Annotated in this window: 15 protein-coding genes; 5 read left to right on the forward strand and 10 right to left on the reverse strand. The window is 70.5% G+C overall.

The features are described 5' to 3' along the window. Window positions 1-11: 11 nt before the first annotated feature. Entirely contained in the window at window positions 12-212 is a 201-nt protein-coding gene (locus BU52_RS22395) for a hypothetical protein (RefSeq protein WP_157847905.1), read from the forward strand. Window positions 213-1,017: 805 nt separating this feature from the next. Here the strand turns inward: BU52_RS22395 and BU52_RS22400 are convergent. After that, a complete protein-coding gene (locus tag BU52_RS22400; RefSeq protein WP_078903399.1) occupies window positions 1,018-3,828 on the reverse strand; it encodes a SpoIIE family protein phosphatase/ATP-binding protein in 2,811 nt (936 codons plus the stop codon). Between the two features lie 270 nt (window positions 3,829-4,098). Here BU52_RS22400 and BU52_RS22405 point away from each other — a divergent pair, with 270 nt between their 5' ends. After that, on the forward strand, window positions 4,099-5,751 hold the full coding sequence (locus tag BU52_RS22405) for a PucR family transcriptional regulator (RefSeq protein WP_037937187.1): 1,653 nt from the start codon (window positions 4,099-4,101) through the stop codon (window positions 5,749-5,751). A gap of 11 nt (window positions 5,752-5,762) precedes the next feature. On the opposite strand, the gene BU52_RS22410 is transcribed toward BU52_RS22405, so the two are convergent. Beyond that, window positions 5,763-6,716 (reverse strand): CPBP family intramembrane glutamic endopeptidase, encoded by a 954-nt coding sequence (locus tag BU52_RS22410; RefSeq protein WP_051858507.1) that lies wholly within the window; start codon window positions 6,714-6,716, stop codon window positions 5,763-5,765. Window positions 6,717-6,997: 281 nt separating this feature from the next. On the opposite strand from BU52_RS22410, the gene BU52_RS35980 reads away from it, so the two are divergent. Together BU52_RS35980 and efeB are read left to right on the forward strand one after the other, a co-directional pair. Continuing rightward, the gene (locus BU52_RS35980) at window positions 6,998-7,831 is read left to right on the forward strand and encodes a hypothetical protein (protein WP_078903392.1); all 834 of its coding nucleotides are present in this window, start codon (window positions 6,998-7,000) and stop codon (window positions 7,829-7,831) included. A 91-nt stretch (window positions 7,832-7,922) separates the two neighbouring features. Beyond that, on the forward strand, window positions 7,923-9,281 hold the full coding sequence (gene efeB, locus BU52_RS22420) for an iron uptake transporter deferrochelatase/peroxidase subunit (RefSeq protein ID WP_078903393.1): 1,359 nt from the start codon (window positions 7,923-7,925) through the stop codon (window positions 9,279-9,281). Window positions 9,282-9,506: 225 nt separating this feature from the next. Here the strand turns inward: efeB and BU52_RS33055 are convergent, their stop codons facing one another. The 8 genes from BU52_RS33055 to BU52_RS22460 all read right to left on the reverse strand — a co-directional run bounded on the left by BU52_RS33055 (window position 9,507) and on the right by BU52_RS22460 (window position 19,504). Continuing rightward, on the reverse strand, window positions 9,507-11,189 hold the full coding sequence (locus BU52_RS33055) for a ricin-type beta-trefoil lectin domain protein (protein ID WP_200881252.1): 1,683 nt from the start codon (window positions 11,187-11,189) through the stop codon (window positions 9,507-9,509). A 612-nt stretch (window positions 11,190-11,801) separates the two neighbouring features. Continuing rightward, window positions 11,802-13,121 carry a hypothetical protein gene (locus BU52_RS22430; RefSeq protein ID WP_235216402.1) on the reverse strand — a complete coding sequence of 440 codons (1,320 nt, stop codon included), beginning with the start codon at window positions 13,119-13,121 and terminating at the stop codon, window positions 11,802-11,804. Between the two features lie 210 nt (window positions 13,122-13,331). After that, the gene (locus BU52_RS22435; RefSeq protein ID WP_037937189.1) at window positions 13,332-14,348 is read right to left on the reverse strand and encodes a CU044_5270 family protein; all 1,017 of its coding nucleotides are present in this window, start codon (window positions 14,346-14,348) and stop codon (window positions 13,332-13,334) included. Beyond that, a complete protein-coding gene (locus BU52_RS22440; protein ID WP_037937265.1) occupies window positions 14,345-14,950 on the reverse strand; it encodes an RNA polymerase sigma factor in 606 nt (201 codons plus the stop codon). The genes BU52_RS22435 and BU52_RS22440 overlap by 4 nt, the downstream gene beginning before the upstream one ends. Before the next feature lie 450 nt (window positions 14,951-15,400). Further along, the gene (locus BU52_RS22445) at window positions 15,401-16,012 is read right to left on the reverse strand and encodes a hypothetical protein (protein ID WP_037937190.1); all 612 of its coding nucleotides are present in this window, start codon (window positions 16,010-16,012) and stop codon (window positions 15,401-15,403) included. Between the two features lie 53 nt (window positions 16,013-16,065). After that, window positions 16,066-17,370, reverse strand: coding sequence for an ABC transporter permease (locus tag BU52_RS22450; protein WP_235216403.1), 1,305 nt, complete (start codon window positions 17,368-17,370; stop codon window positions 16,066-16,068). Then, window positions 17,367-18,104 (reverse strand): ABC transporter ATP-binding protein, encoded by a 738-nt coding sequence (locus BU52_RS22455; RefSeq protein ID WP_051858509.1) that lies wholly within the window; start codon window positions 18,102-18,104, stop codon window positions 17,367-17,369. Before BU52_RS22455 ends, BU52_RS22450 begins: the two co-directional genes overlap by 4 nt. Beyond that, on the reverse strand, window positions 18,101-19,504 hold the full coding sequence (locus BU52_RS22460; RefSeq protein WP_037937191.1) for an efflux RND transporter periplasmic adaptor subunit: 1,404 nt from the start codon (window positions 19,502-19,504) through the stop codon (window positions 18,101-18,103). Before BU52_RS22460 ends, BU52_RS22455 begins: the two co-directional genes overlap by 4 nt. A gap of 264 nt (window positions 19,505-19,768) precedes the next feature. Here BU52_RS22460 and BU52_RS22465 point away from each other — a divergent pair, with 264 nt between their 5' ends. Continuing rightward, window positions 19,769-20,491 carry a response regulator transcription factor gene (locus BU52_RS22465; RefSeq protein ID WP_037937194.1) on the forward strand — a complete coding sequence of 241 codons (723 nt, stop codon included), beginning with the start codon at window positions 19,769-19,771 and terminating at the stop codon, window positions 20,489-20,491. Window positions 20,492-20,498: the final 7 nt, after the last annotated feature.

Genomic DNA, 20,498 nt, shown 5'->3' on the forward strand with positions numbered 1-20,498 from the left:
GGAGCACCGACATGACGAACAGCACGGAGCCGACGAGCCAGCGGACGAAAATGACCCTGCGCGTCTACACGGTGAACCAGGTTTGCGCCGTCGTCGAGGACCACGGCACGATCGACGTTCCCGACGTCCGGGAGCCGCTGCCACTGATGGAGTACCTGTACCCGCCCTGTGCCTGCCCGCGCTGCCGGGTCGGCGATGCGGCCGCCTCCTGACATCCCAGGGGCCTGACAGCCGTGGACCGGCAGGGCTGCTCCGACATGACCCGACCGACCGGCGCCCCGGTCTCGTGCACATGTCGTTCCACCAAGGCGAACGAGAACCTGGTGGACGTCGCTCAGCACGCCGTCGACACGACGCCGGAGAAATCCGGCGTGCCCCGCCTGGTGGTCGCGTCCGAGGTTTACCGCCAGTGGGCGGTTGACCATCCAGAGCGGTTCCACTCGCCTACGGGGCGCCGCTGCGGCACTACGCGGACCGGTGGAAGGTTCCTCCCCCCAGGTCTCGCCGCGGGTCCGTATCCGCACCACGCTGCCGCTCACCGGGACCGCGGCCCGACCTTCGTGGTGGACGTACCTGTTCTTGAGGCGACACCGGGTATCAGGCGGGCGTAACGCGGCCGAGCTGCTGTCCGGTGATCCACAACACCCCGCACCGCGGCGGGCGCGCGGCTCGGCCGAGCCCTCGCCGGTCGGGGTCGTGGCGCGGTTCGGCCCGGGCGACTGGCACCGGCGCGGGCACGACCATCGCCGGGCACACCCTGCGGGACGTGGGGACGGATCTCTGCGTGCGGGTGCGCCCCACGAGCACCGACGAGGCCGAGCCGCTCGCCGACGGTCCGAAGAGCCCCTGACACGACCTGCGGTTCTGCTCCCCACCCGTGCTCGCCGAGGTCCGCCGACCCCACGGCCCCCGGGACCCGCCCCTGCGCCGCACCGCAGATCGTGATGAGGGTGGGCGAACTTGCCCGACCCGGGGTGTGCTCGGCGACGACAGATGTCATCGCCGTCCGTCGCAGCGTCAAACCGAGTCGTCGAACTGTGCGAGGAGTGTGTCGGCGGTGATGTCGGCCGTGCCGCCGGCCCCCTCGGCATGCGGCGCCAGTTCGGCCCAGATGACTTTGCCGCCCGGCGTGTAGCGGGTGCCCCAGCGTTGTGCGTAGTGGGACACCAGGAACAGTCCCCGGCCGCCCTCGTCGGTGGTCGCGGCTCTGCGCACCTGCGGGGATGTGCTTCCGGCGTCGGACACCTCGCAGGTCAGGGTCACGTCGTACAGCAGACGCACTCCGATCGGCTCGGTCCCGTACCGGATCGCGTTCGTGAGCAGTTCGCTGAGGATCAACTCCAGGGTGAAGGCCGCTTCCTCCAGGCCCCACTCCCGTAGTCGCCGGGCGCACTCCCGGCGCACACCCGCCACCGCCCGCGGGTCCGACGGCACGTCCCACTCCGCCACCTTCGACGGATCGAGCAACCGGGTGCGCGCCACCAACAGCGCGATGTCGTCGGACGGGTGCTCCGGCAGCAACGCGTCGAGGACCATGTGGCACATCTCCTCGGGAGTACGGTCCGACGCACCACGCAACGCTTCGTGCAGCAGCTCGAGTCCGCTGTCGATGTCCCGTTTCCTGTCCTCGATCAGCCCATCGGTGTACAGCACCAGTTTCGAGCCCTCGACCAGGCGCAGTTCCGCTGTCTCGAAGGGGATGCCGTTGAGGCCCAGTGGAGGGGAGACGGGCACCTGCGGACTGTCGACGGATCCGTCCGGAAGCACCACCACCGGCGCCGGGTGCCCGGCCCGGGCCACCGTGCACGTTCCGGTCACCGAGTCGTAGACCGCGTACAGACACGTCGCCCCCGTCACCCCGATGCTCTCGCCGTCGCGCGGCTCCTCGTCGGTCCTCTTGTCGGCGTCGATGCGGATCACCAGGTCGTCCAGGTAGGCCAGCAGTTCGTCCGGTGGCAGGTCGAGCGCCGAGAGGTTGTGCACGGCGGTCCGCAGCCGGCCCATCGTCGCCGCAGCGTGCAGGCCGTGGCCGACGACATCGCCGACCACCAGCGCCACCCGGCTGCCGGGCAGCGGGATGACGTCGAACCAGTCCCCGCCCACCCCCGCCTCCGCGGGCAGGTACCGCCATGCCGCCTCCAGGGCGTTCTGTTCCGGGACCCCCCTCGGCAGCAGGCTGCGCTGCAGCGCGACGGCCATCGCGTGCTCACGCGTGAACCGGCGGGCGTTGTCGAGGGCGACCGCCGCCCGTGCCGCCAGTTCCTCGGCGAAGGCCAGGTCGTCCTCCTCGAAGGCAGGTAGGCCCTCCGTGCGCCAGAAGTGCACCATGCCCAGCACCGCGCCCCGCGCCCGCAGGGGCACCGTCACCAGCGACCGCAGACCGTACTCCGGCATCGCCCGCACCTGGTCCCGGTCCTTGTTCTGGTCCTGCTCCGGGTTCTGGTCCTGCTCCATGGGCGGCGGAACGGCCACGTCGCGCGGGGCCGTCTCCGCGACGGCCCGGCCCGACTCCAGTGCCCGGGCCGGTGCGGTCCCGGGTACGACCGTGATCAGCTTTCCCACCGGGGGAAGCCCCGCTGCCCCGGCCGCGCCGCACAACGCCGTGCGACGCAGCGGTCCCCATGCCTCGGATGTCGGCTCCTGCCCCCGAGGCACCGCCTCCAGCAGGTCCACGGCCGCGATGTCGCCGAACCGCGGCACCGCCACCTCGGACAGTTCCTCCGCCGTGCGGGTTACATCCAGTGTCGTCCCGATCCGCATGCCGGCGTCGTACAGCAGCGTCAACCGGGCCCGGGCGACCTCGGCCCGTCCCGAGACCGCGGCCAGTTCGGTGGTGTCCCGGAGGGTCGTCACGCTGCCGGGCTGCCCGCCCCGGGGGGACGTGATCCGTTTGTTCACCGCCAGCAGCCGGTCACCCGCCAGCCGCACTTCGTCCGTGACCGGCTCACCCGACGCAAGCACTCCGTCCATGCCCTCGTCGAGTCCGAGCGAACCGATCGGACGGCCCTCCACGTCCGCCGGCAGGTCCAGCAGCCGCCGGGCCTCGTCGTTGGCCAGCACCAGCCGTCCGTCGGACCCTGTGATGAGCACGCCTTCCCGTACCGCGTGCAGCACCGCGTCGTGGTGGTCGTACATCCGCGCCATCTCCACCGGGCCCAGGCCGTGCGTCTGGCGGCGCAGCCGGCGCGCCACGAGTGCCGTCCCGGTCGTGGACACGGTGAACGCGACGGCGCCGGTGATCAGGATGATCGGCAGCTGGTTCGCGGCCATACTGGTCACGTTACGGACCTTGAGCCCGGAGGACACCAGGCCGATCACCGAGCCGTCGGGTCCGGTCACCGGCACCACCGCCTGGACGACGCGGCCCGAGGGAGTGTCGAGCGTCTCGACGAAGATCTCGCCGCGCAACGACGGCTCGATGTTTCCGACGAACTTCTTGCCGATCCGGTCGGGGATCGGGTTGGTGTAACGGATGCCGTGCGTGTCCATGACGGTGATGAAGTCGACACCGCTCCTCTTCCAGACCGTCTCGGCCCGCGGTTGGAGTACCGCCGTCGGATCCGGGGAGTCCAGCGCCGCTTCCATGCCCGGAGCGTTGGCGAACGCCTCGGCCACGGCCACCGACTGCCGTCTGGCCTCCCTGGTGCTGTCCCGGTGAGCCTGCAGGATCAGCGCCGTCACCGCGGCCACGACCAGCAGCACCACGATCACGACCTGGAGGAGGAACACCTGACCGGCGGCGCTGTGCGGACTCAGCAGGGCGCGCCGACCCGTACCGGAAGCCGAGCCGGGCGGGGTGTGCCGGATTCGGCGGAAGTGTGCCTTCATGATCATCCCTCGCCCGGCTCACGCGTCGGGAAGTGCCCCCCACGCGTTTACACCAGAGGCTTCCACCCGCATTCTAATGGTTGGTGAAATATTCACCCTTTTACCTTTCCTCTCAGCCGGACGACTCGGCCGGGGCGTCTCCTGGGTGCGGGCGGACCAGGGGGCGGGGCAGCCGGGACATCGGCTGCTGAGCGGACCCGGCTGCCGGGCTTGTCGGGACGCGGCGGATGTGGTGCCCTCGTCGCTATCAGCTCGAAAGGCGCCGGTTCCATGAACGCACACGCCCACGGTGGCCTGGTCAGGGTTCTGCACCATCTAGGGGCCACCCTGCTCGAGGTGGTCCACGGCGGGGCGCGCGACACCGCGGCCATCGGCGGCGTGGTCATCCACGACCCCGTGGACGACTCCGCGCCGCCGCCGCACGCCCTGGTGCTGGGCGTCGGCCTGCGCGACCCGGACGACGTCGCCCGTCTGCTCGGTGAGCTGGGGCGCCGACAAACCGTCGCCCTAGTGGTGCGAGCCCCCGTACCGGAGGACGCGAGGGTTGCGGCGGCGGTCGAGGCGTCGGGCGTCGGGCTCCTCGCACTGACCCGCGGGGCGTCCTGGGTGCAGGTGGCCGCCATGCTGCGCGCGGTCCTCGCCGAGGGCGACATCGGCGGGGACGGTCCCGAGACCCTGGGCAGTACCCTCTCCGGTGACTTGTTCGCGCTCGCCAACTCGATCGCCGCGCTGATCGACGCGCCGGTGACGATCGAGGACCGCCACTCAAGGGTGCTGGCCTTCTCGGGCCAGCAGGACAGGGCCGACGCCTCCCGGGCCGAGACGATCCTCGGCCGTCAGGTTCCCGAGCGGCTCTGGCGTCAGCTCACCACCCGCGGCATTTTCCGCGACCTCTACCGCAGTGACGGGCTGGTCCACATCCCACCGCTGCCGGACGGGATGGACGGCACCACCGTGCCCCGGGTGGCGGTCGCCGTCCGGGCAGGCGATGAGGTGGTCGGCTCGATCTGGGCCGCCGTGCGCGAGCCCCTCAGTCCCGGGCGGTCACAGGCGCTGCGCGACTCGGCCAAGATCGTCGCCCTCCACATGCTCCGACTGCGGGCCGGGGCCGACGTCGAACGCAGGCTGCGTGCCGATCTGGTGAGTACCGCCCTCGAGGGAGGGGCGGGAGCCCGAGAGGCGCTGAACAGGCTGGGCCTGTCCGGCGGACCCGTCGTGGTACTGGCCCTCGCACTGTGCGACGACACCGGCGAAAAGCCGGTGACCGGGGCGGAGGCGGAGCTCGCGACCGAGCGGGCGCGCCTGGCCGACGCGTTCGCGATGCACCTGGCGGCCGTGCACCCGCACTGCGCCGCCGCCCTGCTCGGCGACACCGCCTACGGGCTTGTCCCCGCCCAGCAGGACGGCGGGACCGGTGAGGAGCGTGCGGTGCGGATCGCCGCCGACTTCCTCGACCGGGTGGTGACGCGTACCGCAGCGGTGATCGGTGTGGGCCCGACGGGTGCGGACGCCGTGGGCCTCGCGCACGCGCGATCGGGCGCCGACCGGGCGCTGCGGGTGCTCCGTGCCCGGGCGTCCGAGCGCCGGGTGGCCCGGCTCGCCGACGTACAGGTCGAAGCCCTCCTCTGCGACCTGCGCGACCTCGTGGCGGCTCGGGGCGACGAGCCCGGCGATCTGATCGCGAGGCTGGCCGCCTACGACGAGCGGCGCCGTGCGAATCTCGTCGAAACGCTGCGCGCGTGGCTCGACGCCTTCGGCGACATCACCGCTGCCGCGGCCGCGGTACACGTCCACCCCAACACCTTCCGCTACCGTCTGCGCCGTCTCACCGAGGTCGGCGGCATCGACCTGGAGGACCCCGAGGCGCGCTTCGCCGCCATGCTCCAGCTCCGTCTGCTCCCCCTGTCGCGCACCTCACCATGAGCAACGGCTGGTCACCGCTGGGCCCAGCGGGGCCCCGCTGGGCCGCCGACGGCGTCCGGCGGGCAGCCGAGCCGCCCCCGGGTCGCCACCAGCAGGACGACGGCCACCACCACCGAGCTGACCAGGAACGCGTGGTCGGTGTACCGGAACGACAGTGACGGGAACATGTCGGACCAGGCGACGGAGAAGAAGTTGTTGACGCTGGTGTGCAGCACCATGGCCAGCAGCAGGCTCTGACCGGTGTGGTTGAAGACCCAGGTCATGACGAAGCTGAACGCGACGGTGATGGCGAGGAACTCCACCGGCTTGTCCCAGGAGACGTCCGGCCAGCCGCCCCACTCACTCAGGAAGAGCGGCAGGTGCCACACGCCCCACAGCGGGCCGAGGACGAGGGTGCCGCGCAGGGGGCCGAACTTGTGCTGCAGGCGCGGCATGGCGAAGTCGCGCCAGCCGGGCTCCTCGGCGAGGCCCGTGGTCAGTATCTGCAGGATCAGACCCGGTATGTACGCGGCCAGCAGTACCGCACTCGGCATGCCGGGACGCTGACCGGACAGCAGGACGGTGGTGAGGGTGAGCACCGCAGGCACCGCGATCGCGATGCCCACGTACCAGCTCCAGCCGACCCGCCACTTGGTCATCCGCCCGATCCAGGCCCGCAGGCCGGGGCGGCCGTCGGCGACAACGGTCACCACCAGGGCCGACAGCACCGGCCCGAGGTAGGCACCGGGAATGACTCCCAGGAGCTGGCTGGTGCCGAGCACCGAGGGAAATGCGAAGTGCAGCACGCCCAGGCCGTTCTCGGACAGGATGTACGGCGTCCAGGCCACCCAGCTCAGCAGGAACGCGAGGCCGAAGAACCAGGTCAGCGGGAAGCGCCGGACATGACCGCGCAGTCCCGGGCGGGTCGGCGGCTCAGGGGGTGCCGGTGCGGCCACCGTGCCGACGGGTGCCTGGTGACTCATCATCGTGTCCTTTCGATGTGCTGGATGCGACGTGTTCAGCACATCAGCGGGCAGTGCGTAAATCACTGCGCCAGGCACCCCGAACGCTGGTACAGCAGGCTGTACCGCTTACCGGCAGCGGGCTCGGCCAACCGGTGATGGTTCGTCACCAACGTGTTACGGGATTGTCCTCGCAAGAAGACAGGGCGTGACCAGGGGATCCCCGGATCCCTCTCATGGATCACAGAGCGGGAACGACGCTCCCGCCGCCGGTACCCTCACCCTCCCTTCGAAAGGCAACCCCCATGATGAACCGCCATCTGCGCAACGCCGTCGCCGTCGCCACCGTCCTCACCGCCGGACTGCTGATGACGGCCTGTCAGGGTGGCTCGGGCAGCGCCTCGTCGGGCAAGGACTCCGCGGCCGTGGAGAATGCCGCGAACGCGAAGGACGCTAAGGGTGTGAGCGGCACGTTCAAGGACGGCACGGTCACCTTCCTCGCCCCGGGCAAGTACACGGTGTCCGTGCCGGGCAAGGGTGACCAGCAGTTCCTGGTCGCCGACGACACCGAGGTGTACGGCGCCGGGACCCTCTGCGGCGAGGCCGGAACCAAGGTCGACGCGCCGTGCACGCCGGACGAACTGGAGGCGGCCGCCAAGAAGGGCGCCGTGAACGCCGACGTGGAGGTCAAGGACGGCATCGCCACGCAGGTGACCGAGCGGCGCGGCGCCCAGCCGGACTCCGGCTCCGGCTCCGGCTCCGGCTCCGGCTCCGGCTCCGGCTCCGGCTCCGGCTCCGGCTCCGGCTCCGGCAGCAGTTCGGACACCCCGGGGACCGCGAAGGAGGGCATCGACCAGGGCAATGGAGTCAACGGGACCTGGTTCGGCGAGGTCCGCTACCTCGCGCCGGGTAAGTACACCGTCTCCGACCTGAAGGGCACCGAGCAGCAGTTCCTCCTCGCCGAGGACACCGAGATCTGGGGGTACGGGGACATCTGCGGAAGCACGGACACCGGTGAGGGCGGCGAGGGCGGCATCGAATGCACCGAGGCCGAACTGGAGAAGGCCGCCAAGAAGGGCTTCACCGCGGAGGTGGTCATCGAGAACGGCATCGCGACCACCATCCGCGACGACCACTGAGCAGCACCGAGCCGTGGTGCGGCATGCCCCTCTCCGCCTCGGATTCAACACTCCGTGACAGAGGGGCGTATTCCACAGTGAACGTCGTCTCATGCGCACTCGGCGGACCGTCGTCGCCCGGCGGGCCGCCGGACACGCAGATTGGTTGGCCCGCGCCGTGTCCGAACAGCCCTCGCCCGTGGATCCCGACAGCGGGTCCCGTCGTCCGTCCCTTCCGGTCCGGGTGAAGGGCGCGTCGGGTGTGTCACGCCGTCAGCTGCTCGGCACGGCCGGCGCCACCGGAATGCTGCTCGGTGGCGCGGCTGGGGTGGCCGGGCACGCAGCGGCCGCGCCCGGGAACGTCACGCCGCTCACCGCGCTCGGCTCCGACCGATCACCGTTCCACGGGACGTATCAGTCCGGCATCACCAGTGAACTTCAGTCACGCGGTCATCTCCTCTCGTTCGATCTCACGGCCGGAGCCGGCCGCAGGGAGGCCGCCGCGCTGATGCGCCGGTGGTCGGCGACGGCCGCGCGGCTCATGGCGGGCGGACCGGCCGGTGACGGGAACACCGACGTGGCCCGGGATGCGGGGCCTTCCTCGCTGACGGTCACCTTCGGCTTCGGTCACTCCTTCTTCGACCGGACAGGACTGCAGCATCGGCGGCCCCGTGCACTGGACCCGCTGCCCGACTTCTCCTCCGACCGGCTCGACAAGGCCCGCAGCAACGGCGATCTGTGGGTGCAGATCGGCGCGAACGACGCGCTGGTCGCCTTCAACGCCATGCGCGTGATCCAGCGGAACGCGGGCTCCGCCGCCCGTGTGCGCTGGCAGATGAGCGGCTTCAACCGTTCCCCGGGCGCCACCGCCCGTCCCATGACGGCCCGCAACCTGATGGGCCAGATCGACGGCACCCGCAACCCGCGCCCGGGCGACGACTCTTTCGGGAGGAGCGTCTTCGTCCCCGCCGACGGCGAGCCGGACTGGATGGCGAACGGCTCCTACGTCGTCGTACGCCGCATCCGCATGCTGCTCGACGACTGGGAGAAACTGTCGCGCGGGGACCAGGAGAAGGTCATCGGGCGGCGCAAGTCCGACGGGGCGCCCCTGACCGGGGGCACCGAGACCACCGCGATGGAACTGGAGAAGACCGACGCCGACGGAAACCTCGTCGTCCCCATCAACGCCCACGCCCGGGTCAGCCGGCCCGACTACAACCAGGGCGCGACCATGGTGCGCCGCATGTTCTCCTACCACGACGGCCATGACGAGGACGGCACGCCTGACGCGGGCATGCTGTTCCTCTGCTGGCAGGCGGACCCCTTGCGCGGCTTCGTACCGGTGCAGCGCCATCTGGACCGCGGCGACGCGCTGTCGCAGTACATCCGGCACGAGGCGAGCGGCCTGTACGCGGTCCCGGGCGGGGCGGCGGACGGCGAGTACGTGGGCCAGCGACTGCTGGAGGCATGAGCCACACAGCGTCGGACGCCACCGCGGAACCCGCTCGCACCGTCCGTACGCGGAGCCGTCCGCTCCAGCCCCCGGTGGGCAGAGCGACGCGGTACGGGAAGTACGCGGCTCAGGCTCCGTGCCCCGGCTCGGCGATGAGGCAGAAGAAGACCGCTGGAGTACCGCGGTACCCCAGCGGTTCACAGAAGAGGCCCTCACCGGCCGCCGTGACCGGAGCGGCCTCTCCTACCGGGTGCCGTACTTGATCGTCCACTTCTGATTGCCCGACCCGTTGCACGGCGCGATCTTGACGTGGCTCCCCCACCCTCCGTCGGGTTCGGCGGCCTCAAGACACCTGCCCGTCGCCCGGGCGACGATCTCGCCCGCGTCGGTGATGGTGAAGCGCTGGTTCGCCCCGCCGTCGCACTCCCACAGCTGGACCAGCGTCCCGTCCGCCGTCGTCCCGTCCGGAACCTCGAGACACGCGCCGAGGGCCTGGATCGTACCCTGGGAACCGACGTACCACTGCTGGGCGCCCGTCCCGTTGCATCCCCAGAGCTGGACCTTGCTGCCGTTCGCCGGGCTGGAGGACGGGACGTCCACACAGTCACCCCGGCTGTCGACGAGCTCGCCGGACTCCCACTCCTCGCTCGCATGGCCGGAAACCTTCCAGTGCTGGCCGACGGCTTCCGTGCACGAGGTCATCTTGATGCGGTTGTCCTCGTTCGCGTTCTGGAGGCACTTGTTCGTTGCCCGGACGACGATCTCGCCCGCGTCCGTGACGGTGAAGCGCTGGTTCGCCCCGCCGTCGCACTCCCACAGCTGGACCAGCGTCCCGTCCGCCGTCGCCCCGTCCGGAACCTCGAGACACGCGCCGAGGGCCCGGATCGCACCGTCGGAACCGACGTACCACTGCTGGGCGCCCGTCCCGTTGCATCCCCAGAGCTGCACGACGGCCCCGTTCGCGGTACTGGAATTCCTCACATCCATGCAGCGACCACTGGAGTGCACTATTTCGCCGACATTTCCGCCGTCCAGCACTTCCGCCTGACGGTAGATGGCATAGGCGGAATCGCGCAGCGGGGCGTAGTACTCGATCCCGGCCGCGCTCGCCGAGATGGCTCCGACCGTGTATCCCGTCCCCTTGGCGGGATCGAAGTCCGAGAGGAACGGACCGCCACTGGATCCGCCGGTCTGCACGCAGTCGATGCCGAGCATCGTCGAGTCGGCGCGTCCCACGTCCTCGCGCGTGTCACCCTCACAGTGGTTCATCCACTGGCCGTTGCCCTCGGCGTCGGACGCTCCGTAGCCGAACGAGTGGACCCGCACACCGGGGGCCGCGGTGTTGAAGGCGAGCCCCTGGCCACCGACGATGTCCGTCAGGGAGCGGGTGTTGTCGCGGGACACGACGACGAACCCGTAGTCGTAGTTGAGGTTGCCGCCGCTGCTCACATAATCCGCGTCATGGAGAAGCTGCGCGGCGGTGAACGTACCGAAAGGACGTGCGCCTTCGTCGTACCCCGGAATGAAGACCCAGTTCCTGTACACCTCACCCGTACGGCCGTCCACGATGCAGTGACCGGCGGTCAGGAGGGTGGATTTGTTGACGCTGTTCACCGCGGACGCCGAACAGGCGTAGGCACTACCGTTGGCCCTGGTGAAGAACACCTTGCCGGCCGTCGTCCCGACCAGGCCGCCACCGGTCCACCGCGTCGGCGAACTGGCGAGCGCGGAAAGCCCGGACGCCGACGTCCCGTTGGCGGTGACCGGCAGCTCCACGGGGGGAATCCTGACGGCCGGCCCCTGGTTTCCGTCGCTCTGGACGCGCACATCGCCGGACCTGACGGAAGGAGCGGGCAGTTCCTTCGCGGACTTCAAACGTTCGGTGGTCCAGAAGGCCCGTGCCGCTCTCTGGTCCTTCTCGGACACCGAGGTCGTGTCCATCCGGACGCGCGCGGGATCCGAAGGGCGTGCCGATTGCGGGGCTGCCTGTGCTGTACCGGCCAGAAGACTCGACAGGCCGAGCGCGAGGGTGCCGATGTAGGCGGCGGTACGTCTCAACAACGGGTTCTCCGATCTGGGGTCGCCAGCGGGTGTGCACGTTTCTCACCGCAGCGGAAGCAGCTGCACTCACCTCGCACAACGACCTCTGGAGTCAACTGGTTCAGCACGCAGGTCTGTTGGCGCTCCGGAACATGTCGGCACGGCGCGTGCAGCAGGTGGCTCCCCCGGCCTTGCACGCGGTGGCGGTGACTGGGTCACGAGGGCCTTCCCGGCCGGTACGGATGTCGCGAGACGCACCGAATCGGAGCAGAGAGTCCCGGCCCGGTCGCTTTCCTGTCGTCGACCTGCGCCGGTCCCGGTGTACAGGTGGTCCGGCAGTTCGTCGGGGTCCGCCGGAGGGGAGGCCGGCCACTGATGGGCGGGGCGGCTGGTCCCGGCTGCTGTGCCGTCCGTGGCGCCGAGCTCGGGGCATTGCGCCGCACGATGCAGGACACACCGAAGACGATCCGCACGCCGGTGCGCGGACGCCGGTGACGGTCACGGGCGCACTGCGACGGCCCAGTCCGGGTTGTAGGTGCCGGGAACCTGCCATACCGGCCAGTCCTTTGCCCAGCTCGGCGGCTGCGTCCGGCGCAGCACCACGGCGTCGGGCAGACCAGGGGCGGTCATGGCCTCCGATCCGCAGCCGGCCGTGTACGCGAGGGGAATGGCCAGGCTGTTCCCCCTGATGGTGCACGGAGCACGCACTCCATGATCGGCGAGCACTTCCGCGATCAGCGGCCAGTCCGAGCGGGCCTGTTGTTGAATCCCGGCATGGGTGTGTGCGAGCAGCACCTGCACGACCACATGGCCGACGATCACTACGGCCAGGACCGTGGCGAGGAGTCGCGAGGTGCGGGCGCGGTCCGTCAGGGCGAGAAGGCCGACGGCGGCGGGAAGCGCCAGCAGGGCGTAGCTGGGAAACAGGAAGCGGGGTGCGGCATAGGGCACCAGGAACAGATAGGGCAGGGCCGCCGCCAGGGCGACGGCCACGGCCAGCCGGAGCGGGGCTGGACGGCGCATGGTCCGCAGACCGAGGGCGGCCAGCACCGGCAGCAGGATCCACCACAGGATGACCGGGGAATCGATGCCGTCGCTTGTGCACGGGCGGCACAGCAACGGGCCGTCGAGCGCTGTGAAGTGATCGTCCAGTGACAGGACGGGCCGCATACGGCCCTGTATGTCGCTCGCTTCGGCAAGTCGCTGCGCAACCCCGCCGAACCGGATGTAAGCCTCGACGATCCATGGCACGGCGCCCGCGGCGGCCCCTGCGGCAACCGCCGCGATGCGGCCCCAGCCGCGCCACAAGGGCACGATCGAGGCGGCGAGCACCAGCGGTACGGCCAAGGCCGCTCCGTCATTGGGGCGCATGAGTGTCACCACCGCCACGCCCGCCGCTACGCCCACGTACCGCGAGCGCAGAAAGCACCCCACCGCTCCGCACGTGCCCATGGCGGCGTAATGGTTCGGCATGGCGGAATTGGCGTAGAACAGCACGGCCCACAAGCTCGCGTACGTTCCCGCCCCGACCCACACCGCGGCAGGGCGGCGCACGACCCTCAGCCACGGGCAAAAGCCCAGGTAGAGCGCACCGGCCGCCAGCGCCGCCATCCAGATCCGCAGCAGTACCGTCGACCCGCTCCACGAGGCGACCGGGAACAGCAACAAGGGCACGCCACGCGTCCTGGGCGCACTGAAGGGGACGCCCGGTCCGAAGGGACCGAAGCGGGAGGCGTAGACGATCTCGTCCCAGCCGAGCGGCAGGGTGAGGGGAACCAGAGCCGCCGACAGCAGGAGGAAGGCCAGGCAGACGGCCACCAGCCTCCGGTGGGCCCGGCTGCCGGGCCGGAGCACCGTCGGAGCGGGGACTCTCAGCATTGTCCTCCTCATCGGCGGCTCGGCAGCCAGCGGGAGTGAGTGCTGTGCCCTCGCGACAGGGGCACTGCACCCACTCGCACAACGGACTCCGCCGGGAACTGGTTCAGTCCACCGTTTGTCGGCGACGTCCCGGAACGCCCTACCCAGCCCTTACTCCGGAACGTCACCGGTTTTGTCGACGATGGCGGTCTTTAGGAGAGCCGAGCTGTCCAGGAGCGTTCCGGCCTTCGCATAGGACGCGTCCTTGGTCAGACGAGTGCGGTGACCGAGGTAGGCGTAGTCCTCCTTGTTGAAGACCCACTCGGTGACGACGCCGTTCTTCTTGTCGCTCCGGGCGATGCCCAGGCCCTGGCGGCCGAGGGCGTCCTCGGCCTGCGGGGCCTCGGTGACGCCGGGGATCTTCGCCGCCGCCCGGTAGAGGGCGGCGGCGGTACGCGGTGGCATCACACGGTCGAGGAGGTCCCCGATCTGCTCGAAGACGGCCTGGTCGCGTTCCCTGTCGTCGGTCTGCGGGGTCTTGGCGTAGAGGTGGTCCAGCAGCTTGTCGGGGTCGGTCGGCAGGGAGCCGAGCCACTCGTAGGTAGGCCTGCTGAACCCGGCCGGTGTACCGGCCGTGTCGCCGAGCTCGGCGTTGAGGCGTGTGGTCTCGCCGTCGGTCCGGATGACGCCCTGCGTCCTGACGGGCTCGGGGTTCTGGGAGAGCCACAGTTCGTAGTCGTGCAGCGGGCCGACGACGGCCTTGCCACTGGACAGATCGGCCTCGCGGACCTTGGCCATCATGTAGGAGAACTGGTCGTCCCGCACAGTGGGGGCGTCGCGCTTTCCCGCGGCGTCGGAGATCTGGTGCAGGAGGGCGGACACGGGCTGCATGTCCGCGGTCGTACTGGAGGACGTGCCGGCCGGCTCGTTGAGGGCGATTCCCGCGGTCACGATGCCGGCCAGGGCCAGCGCGGTCACTGGCGCCAGGAATACGGGGCGCAGCAGCCGGCGGGCCGGCCGGGCGGGGGTGGTGGCCTGGTCACGGTCGATGTGTCGCATCAGGATGTCCTTGTGATGGAGGTGCTGCTCGCGCGGAAGGTCCCAGTCGGCCGGGGCCGGCAGCAGACGGGCGATCGCGTCGCGCTCGTCGGACGGCTCGGGGAATGCGGAGTTCGGCCTGCCGTTCATGTGAGTTCCTTCCGCGCGGGCACGGCCGCGATCGCGGCCGCACTTGTCATCTCTCCGCGGGCGGTGGGCGGTTCCATGTTTTCCTCGGTGAGGCGGGCAAGCTTCTTGCGGGTGCGGGAGAGACGGGACCGCACGGTGCCGACGGAGACGCCCAGGGCCTCCGCCGTCTGCCGGTAGTCCAGGCCGGACCACACACACAGGGCGAGCACCTCCCGCTCATGGCGCCGCAGCCTGCCGAGGGACGCCTGGACGGCTCGCAGCCGGCGCACGTCGTCGATGCGCCCGACCGCCTGCGGTGCGAAGTCCTCCATGGGGGCGGGTCGGGGCTGACGGGCCAGGAACAGCTGCCGCCGGCGCACGCTACGCCGGACGTTGTCCGCCTTGTGGGTGGCGATGCCCAGCAGCCACGGCAGCAGAGTGCCGCCGTCCTCCCGCACCTTGCCGCGGTTGCGCCACGCGGCCAGGAACGTCTCGGACATGATGTCCTCGGCCGCCGACCAGTCACCGGTCATCCGCAGCGCATGGTTGTACACGACGTCGGCGAACTCCTCGTACAGTTGGGCGAACGCCTCGCGGTCGCCCCCACGTACACGGCGCCGCACGTCGTTGTCTGAGTCCTTCACACCCTGTTCTCTCCGTGACACCACATGCATTCCAGTGACCTACGTCACGTGCGACGGCGGCCGGACGCTGTCTGGCGAGGGCAGTACAGGCAGTCTGCGGTGCGGTGCTTCGCCACGTCGGCCGCCCTCATGCACGACTGCCGCGACAGCCCAGGGGGCCCCGCCAACACCAGCTCACCCTGGTGGCGCGCTGCCACGGCAGTAGCCTGCCCGACCCTCAAGGCATACCTGTCCGAGTGTCAGCGGGAGAGTTCTCGATCAGGCGGAAACGGACGCGAACGTCACCGGGTCGATGCCGGCGAGCGGCTGCGGGGAGCCCACCGGCGTCTTGGAGACAGTGGCCTTCGAGACGGGACGGCCTCGGCGGGACCGGCGACCGCTTCACCGTGTTGATGGAGCGCGTCGCCACCACTGCCCACAACTGGATGGCTAATTCACGACGAACGCCTCTGCCTCGCACTTCTTGACCCACTTCGCCTTGCTTTCCGGGGGGAGCCCCTCCTCGAAGGCGAAGACGCCGGGCTCGTCGGGTGTCGCCTGGACCTTCAGGCCGTGGGACCGCATACATGTCAGCCATTTATCGTACTTATCGTGATATTCAGGGTCATTTCGGGCGGCCCGCTCGGGAAGGGTCTCGGGCTCCTTGCCGCCGCACACCTTGTTTGCGGCCGTGATCTTCGCCGGGTCCTGCTCGAGGATCCCCTTGTAGGTGCCCTCGTACTCACCCCCGTGGTTCTTCGCCATCTTCAGGCCCTGCTTCGCCAAACAGTCGTAATAGACCTGAACCAGCCTCCATTCCTCCTCCTCAGACGTGTCGGGGCGAATGAGAGGCCGTTCGGCCTTCGCCGGCTGCCCCGGCTCCTTCTTGCCGTCGTCCGGCTCGTCCTCTCGGGTCACGCTCGCGACGTCCTTGCTTCCGGCCTCGCCGGACGACTCCGACTCCCCGTCGCAGGCCGTGAGCAGGGTGAGCGAGGTCAGCGCGATGAGCACGGTGAGGCGACGGGCGAGACCGGTCGGGCGGGGCCGGGTGATGGTGTGCATGGTGGGATCAACTCCTGGGCTGTCGGGACCTCGTCAGAAGGCGGATCGGTGGTTCAGGTAGTGGCCAGCGCCGTTGTGGGCGACAGCCGGGAGGCGCGGACCGCCGGGTACACGCCGGCCATGACGCCGATGAGCACAGCGCCGCAGAATCCTCCGGCCACCGCCTCCACGGGGATCACAGCAGGCCAATCACGGAAGGCCGCGTAGCCGACGGTCGCCAGTACGCCGACGACGACGCCGGTGAGTCCGCCGAGGCCGGACAGCACGACCGATTCGGTCAGGAACTGTCCCCGAATCTGCCCCCGGTTGGCGCCCAGGGCGCGTCGCAGTCCGATCTCGCGGCGGCGTTCGAGCACCGAGATCACCATGGTGTTGGCGACTCCGATGCCGCCGACGAGCAGCGCCAGGCCGGCCAGACCGACAAACAGTCCGGAGAACGTGGCTTCGGCGGAGCGCTTGGCCGCCAGGGCGTCCGACGGTCGGCTGACCAGGACGACGCTCGGTGACTGAGGGTTGACGGTGGCGGGGAGGACCGCGCGTACGTCCTCGATCGCGTCCTCGTCCGCCTGGATGAACAGTTGTGTCGGACGGCCGTCGAAGTTGAGGTGTTCGCGCGCGGCGTCCCAGCCGACCAGGACGGCCCGGTCGAGGTCCGGGGCCAACGGCACGGCATGCAGGATCCCGGCCACACTGAACCAACGGTCGCCGATCAGGACCAGTTGCGGCGGCTCGCCGGGGCGCACCTCGGGAAAGCCCAGGCGGGCCGCGGAGGACGCGCCGAGAACAACGGTGGGCAGTCGTTCAGTGGCTTTGGTGAGGAACTGGCCTGAGCGGACCTTCCCGTTGACCACGCGGAGCAGGTCGGGCCGGGCGGCCAGTACCGTCAGGCCGGACTCGTCGAGCGGGCCGAGCCGGTCCGAACGCCGGACCTTCACATGAGCGTTGGCCACCGCGGTAACGGCCTTGACGGGGCCGATGCGGTCCACCATCACGACCGACTCGGCCGGGAACGAGACAGGGGCACCGTTCTCACCCGCCTTCCCGTCGGCGACCGCCTGGAGCCGGTCGGTGCCCAGGGCGGTCAGTTCCGCCTCGAGGGCCGTCTGGCTGGAGGCCGGGATGCCGGTGACCACGATCATCGTGGCGATGCCGATGGAGATGCCGACGGCGGACAGCACCGCGCGCATCCGCCGGGACAGGACGCCGACCAGGCCCAGGCGGAGCAGGTCGGCCGGGGAGAGCCTGACCGGCCGGTGCCACGGGGTCTCGGGTCGGTCCGTCGAGGCGGCTGCCGTGTGTCGGGCGGCGGTGGTCCCGGGCCGCAGGGTGGTGGACCGGTGCCGCGGGCGGGCCCTCACGAGGTGATCCCGTCGGCGCCAGTCCGGTCCGGAGGGAGCATGCCGGCCGCCACCGAACGGGCGTCGCACCGGTCGGCGACGATGCGTCCGTCCTGGATCTGCACCCGTCGGGGCAGGCTCGCGGCGATGTCCCGGTCGTGCGTGATGAGCGCGATGGTGGTCCCCTCCTCGTTGAGCCGGGTGAGCAGTTCGAGCACCGCGACACCGTTCGCGGTGTCCAGCGCGCCGGTCGGCTCGTCGGCGAGGACCAGCGCGGGTTCGTGAACGAGGGCCCGTGCGATGGCCACCCGCTGGCGTTCACCGCCGGAGAGTTGGTGCGGCAGGTGGTCCGCGCGGTGGGCGAGACCCACCCGCTCCAGAGCCGCGCGGGCCAGTGGCCTCCTGCGTCTGCTCGGTACTCCGGCGTAGAGAAGGCCCGTGGCCACATTCTCGGTGGCGGTCATACCGTCGGTCAGGTGGAACTGCTGGAAGACGAAACCGAGCCAGCGTCCGCGCAGTGCGGACAGTTGCCGGTCGGGCAGGGTGGTGACGTCGTGTCCGGCGATGACGACGGCGCCGCTGGTCGGCTGTTCAAGGGTGCCCATGATGTTCAGCAGGGTGGATTTGCCCGAGCCGGACGGCCCGACGATGGCGAGAAACTCACCGTCCTGGATCTCCAGGGACACGCCGGCAAGCGCCCGTACCCCGCCCGCGTACTCGACCACCACGTCCCGGACCGACAGCACCGCCGTCATGACGCGGTCACCACCCGGACGCCCTCGGCGATCCCGTCGCCGCTGACCTCCACCATGCCCTTGGCGATCAGTCCGGTCCGTACGGCGACCAGTGTGCCGTCGGCCCGCTGCAGCCCGTAGCCGCCCTCGCGCAGTGCGAGCAGCGCGGTCAGCGGTACGGCGAGTACGCCGGCGCGGGTCGCGGAGCCGAACTCGACCTGGACGGGGGCGGAGTGGAACCTGCCTGCCTTGCCGGGGTTCTTGAACGTGACCGTCACGGTCACACGCAGTTCCCCGGGCAGTCCCGGCTCGGACGCTCCCTTGGCCGATCTGCTGATGGAAGCCACCTCGGCGGTGGCGCTCTCGCCGCCCGGGAGCCGTACGTTCACGGCGTCTCCCCGCTGGACGTCGCCCACCTCGCCGGCGTTGATGTCGACCGTCACCGCCCTGGTGGTGGAGGTGACCCGCAGCAGGCCGCCCTCGGCCGGGTCACCGGGCTGGACGTCGGCGCCCTCCACCCGTACGGCATTCCGGAACACGACCACGTCACCGGGCTCGATCACACCGGTGGCAGGCACACCGAGGGAGGTCTGCCAGCGCTTGATGGCGTTGATCAGCGACTGGGTGAGCACGCCATCCTCGGACCGGACCTTGACCGGGCCGGTGGCGAGCCTCTGCTCCGTGGACGTACCGGAGCCCGAGTGGCTGCCCGGTCCCGTGCCGCGTTCCGGGGACCCGGTCCTGGACGCGGGCGGGCCGGACGGACCTGTCGAGGACCGCTCCTCCGTCTCGGAGGAGCTTTTTCCCACCGCCGCGTCCCGCTCACCGCCCGGTCCGGCCGTGCCGGCCGAAGGGACAGGGCCGGTGACGGTCTGACCGGGGACGGGCTGCGGACCGATCTCGTAGCCCAGGGCCCGCAGGTTGTCGGCGATCACCCGGACGTCCCGTCCCACGGTGTTCGGCACCTCGAGCCGCCGGTACATCGGCACGCTGCCGTAGAGGACCGTCACGGGCCGGTCGTCGACGCGGTACAGCGGCTCACCACGGGACACCTTGGTGCCCGATGCCGCCAGCCAGGTCACCGTGCCGTTTCCGACGCCGTTGACGGTGCGCGGTGTGCCGTAGCCGAGAACACCGTCGAGGATGCGCGTGTCGGTAAGGTCGGTGCGGATCACCTTGGTCGTCCTGCTCCTGGGCTCGGGCTCGGTCGTCGCGGTATCGGACCCGGACTTCCAGGGGGCCGCGACGGTGACACCCGCCCCTGTCAGCGTCAGCACGGTCAGGGCCGCCGCCGTTCGGATGCGTCGGCGGCGCCTCCGCGGGGCGGCGTGTGCCCCGCTCCGCGCCGGCTCGACAGGCTGCACGTCCACGGCCGGTCCGGTCTCCACGACCGGTATGGGCTCCGTTTCCCCGCCGGTCACCGAAGGGGCTCCTCAGCGCGACAGGGCGCGTGGCCGAATCCGGTGGCGGGCGCTGCGGCTCGGTTCATGGGTGGTGGCTCCCGGTCGGTGCGTGCCGCCGGGGGAGATGGAGGCACCCGGTGGCCTTCCATCACCGGAGGCGGGCCTGCTCCCCCCGGTGACTGGAGCAGACGGTGCCAGACGGGAATCACTGAGGTTTCAACGAGATGTAGCGAAATCGTCAGCATGCCGAGCAGGTCCGGCGCTCGTCCTATAGTCGCCACCATGAGCGCGCACATCCTGGTCGCGGAGGACGACGTCAGACAGGCACAGGTACTGCGCATGTACCTGGAGTCGGAGGGGCACCGGGCGACGGTCGTGCACGACGGGCGGGAGGCGGTCGACACCGCGCGCAGGCTGCGGCCCGACCTGCTGGTGCTGGACGTGATGATGCCGAAGGTCGACGGCCACGACGTGTGCCGGATCCTGCGCCAGGAGTCGGACATCCCGGTGCTGATGGTGACGGCGCGATCCGACGAGGACGACCTGCTGCTCGGTCTGGACCTCGGCGCCGACGACTACATGACCAAGCCCTACAGCCCGCGTGAGCTGATGGCCCGGATCCGTACGCTGCTGCGCCGGGTGGCGCGTACGCCGCCGTCGGACGACGGTGTGCTGCGAGTGGGTCCGATCACGGTGGACCCGCTTCGGCACGAGGTGCTGGGCCCCTCGGGCAGTCCGGTCGTCTGCACCCGGGGGGAGTTCGCGGTGCTGGCGGCCCTGGCCGCCGAGCCCGGCCGGGTGTTCACCCGCAGACAACTGCTCGACCGGACGCGGGGGTGGGAAACCTCCTCGTCCGAACGGGTCATCGACATGGACGTGATGCATCTGCGGAAGAAGCTGGAACCGGACCCTCGCCGCCCGGAGTACCTGGTCACCGTCCACGGGATCGGGTACAAGCTGACACCGGGCCGTCTCCCCGTGGAGCGCGGCGTTGGACCTCGTTAGGATCCGG

This window comes from Streptomyces toyocaensis, assembly GCF_000725125.1.
GTDB lineage: Bacteria > Actinomycetota > Actinomycetes > Streptomycetales > Streptomycetaceae > Streptomyces > Streptomyces toyocaensis.

Bases quoted from the DNA above. Each gene is read 5' to 3' on its own strand.
- BU52_RS22435 (WP_037937189.1), bottom strand. From the start codon at position 14,348: ATGAACGGCAGGCCGAACTCCGCATTCCCCGAGCCGTCCGACGAGCGC.
- BU52_RS22445 (WP_037937190.1), bottom strand. From the start codon at position 16,012: ATGCACACCATCACCCGGCCCCGCCCGACCGGTCTCGCCCGTCGCCTC.
- efeB (WP_078903393.1), top strand. From the start codon at position 7,923: ATGCGCACTCGGCGGACCGTCGTCGCCCGGCGGGCCGCCGGACACGCA.
- BU52_RS22465 (WP_037937194.1), top strand. From the start codon at position 19,769: ATGAGCGCGCACATCCTGGTCGCGGAGGACGACGTCAGACAGGCACAG.
- BU52_RS35980 (WP_078903392.1), top strand. From the start codon at position 6,998: ATGATGAACCGCCATCTGCGCAACGCCGTCGCCGTCGCCACCGTCCTC.
- BU52_RS22405 (WP_037937187.1), top strand. From the start codon at position 4,099: ATGAACGCACACGCCCACGGTGGCCTGGTCAGGGTTCTGCACCATCTA.
- BU52_RS22410 (WP_051858507.1), bottom strand. From the start codon at position 6,716: ATGATGAGTCACCAGGCACCCGTCGGCACGGTGGCCGCACCGGCACCC.
- BU52_RS22455 (WP_051858509.1), bottom strand. From the start codon at position 18,104: ATGACGGCGGTGCTGTCGGTCCGGGACGTGGTGGTCGAGTACGCGGGC.
- BU52_RS22395 (WP_157847905.1), top strand. From the start codon at position 12: ATGACGAACAGCACGGAGCCGACGAGCCAGCGGACGAAAATGACCCTG.
- BU52_RS22400 (WP_078903399.1), bottom strand. From the start codon at position 3,828: ATGAAGGCACACTTCCGCCGAATCCGGCACACCCCGCCCGGCTCGGCT.